General features: G+C 63.4%; 2 protein-coding genes. Both read left to right on the forward strand.

Translation table 11 applies throughout. The features are described 5' to 3' along the window. A partial coding sequence (locus tag ONR57_RS09520) for an arabinosyltransferase (protein ID WP_265123037.1) occupies positions 1 to 1,841 on the forward strand: 1,841 nt, incomplete at its 5' end. Positions 1,842 to 1,983: 142 nt separating this feature from the next. After that, the coding region (locus ONR57_RS23510; protein WP_374116429.1) for a hypothetical protein at positions 1,984 to 2,163 on the forward strand (180 nt) is incomplete at its 3' end.

A 2,163-nucleotide genomic window follows, 5' to 3' on the forward strand; every position in this document is an offset into this window, starting at 1 on the left:
CCCTCGCCGCCGTCCAAGAAGCCAGCCGCCTCCGCACCGCGGTGGGTCCGTCGCTCACCTGGTACGAGGAGATGGTTCGCTACGAGGAACTGTTCGGTCCGGCGTCGGACGGTTCACTGTCGCGCCGCTTCGCAGTGCTGATCTTGTTCTTCTGCATCGTGATCTCCGCTGTCACATTGATCCGCAAGGGCGGCCTTCCCGGTGTGCCGACAGGGCCCGCGGCACGGCTTCTCGGCGTGACCGTGGGTTCGCTGCTCTTTCTCACGCTCACCCCGACGAAGTGGACGCATCATTTCGGGGCGTTCGCGGGCGTCGGCGCAGCTGTCGCGGCCCTCGCGGCACTTGCGATGGCCCCGGCTGTTTTACGGTCCGCGAGGAACCGGTTGCTGGCCTTATCAGTGTTGATGGCTTTGGTAGCGTTCGCTCTGACCGGCACGAACCGCTTCTGGCACGTTTCGAACTATGGGGTGCCGTTCGATGACCGGCCACCCCTTTTCCTGGGCCGCGGTGTCGCCAACTGGCTGCTCGCACTCACCCTGCTGCTCCTGATTGCAGCAGCGCTGTTCCACTACCTCGAATTGCGAAAAGACCGGACAACTGAGCCGCCGCTGCTCGTGCGGATGATCACCACCACACCAGTAATGGTTGTGGCGTTCGCCCTTGTGCTGTGGCAGCTCGCATCCATGACGCTCGGCGCGCTCAGCCAGTACCCCGCGTACTCAGTTGCTCGATCAAATTTTGATGCGGTCCGGGGTGAACCTTGTGGCCTCGCCCGCGACGTCCTCGTCGAAACCGACCCGAATGCGGCTTTCCTCACGCCAGCGGACGGCCTCGCTCCCGCTGCCGCGATCGGTGCTGGCGAAAACAACGGCTTCACCCCTAACGGTGTCGCACGCGACCTCACACCTGAATCGCTTGAGGACGATGCGGCTGCTTCGACTCCCGTTGCGCTCGGCGAGAGTGATGCTGGTGAAGAGCAGACCACGATCGATCCCACGGGGACGGGCACCGAAGGCACGCTTGCCGAACCGGGCATCAACGAAAGCACTGTCCCGCTGCCATATGGTCTTGACCCGCAGCAAGTGCCACTGCTCGGCAGTCACCGCCCTGGCGGGGGTCGTGCCGCACTGACGTCTGGGTGGTACGAACTGCCGGAGAGAAGTGACGCCGCACCTCTGCTCGTCATTACGGCGGCGGGCCGGGTCGCCTCAACTGACCCGTTCGGCCGACCTATCCGCGGCGCGGACGTCATGGTGGAGTACGGAGTACAGACTGCCCCCGGCACTGATGAGATCCTCGGAAGCGTCCGCCCGCTCGATATCGGGCCGATCCCCGCATGGCGGAACCTGCGTGTACCCCTCGCCGACATCCCCGCCGAAGCCAATGTGGTGCGCATCGTGGTGCGCGACGACGACTTCGACGAGCAGAGTTGGGTTGCTGTGACACCACCGCGTGTACCGATGATGAGCACGCTGAACGAGGTTGTCGGCCAGGACACCCCGGTGCTTATCGACTGGTCGGTGGGACTGGCGTTCCCGTGCCAGCGCCCGTTTGACCACCGGTACGGCGTACTCGAGATGCCTGAGTACCGAATCACGGGGGATTTCGAACTCAAAGCCGGCACGGACATCGCGCAGGGCAGCTTCGGCGGCGGTCCAGTGGGAGTCACCGCTCTCGTCGGCTCGCCCATCGCAGTACCCGCGTACCTGAGCGACGACTGGGACCGCGACTGGGGTTCACTGCTGGTTTTCGAACCGTTCGACGAGAACGCTGTCGCCGCGGAACTCGATCTCGACACGGTCACGAGATCAGGCAGGTGGAACCCCGGGCCGATCAGGTGAATAACAGTCCGATGAATAACGCCATAAAGTCAGCACAAGCGTTACATGAGTGAGTTTGTAATCACTCTAAGGCTGAGAATCCGGTCCCTCAGTCAGGAAATCGGACGGGGTGCGAATACCATCGTGACTTGTGCCTGTCGGAATGGTGTCTGGGGAAACGGGTGATTCGGTGACTGACAGCGGTGTGAGGACTGCGCGAATTGTTGCGCTGCTGACTGGTCTTGCCGNTCTTGCCGGGTTTCTGCTCGCGGTAGCCACCCCGCTGCTGCCGGTTAACCAGACCACCGCCACGGTCAGCTGGCCCCAAGACGGCCAGACCACC

The organism is Hoyosella sp. YIM 151337, from assembly GCF_026041215.1.
Lineage (GTDB): Bacteria > Actinomycetota > Actinomycetes > Mycobacteriales > Mycobacteriaceae > Hoyosella.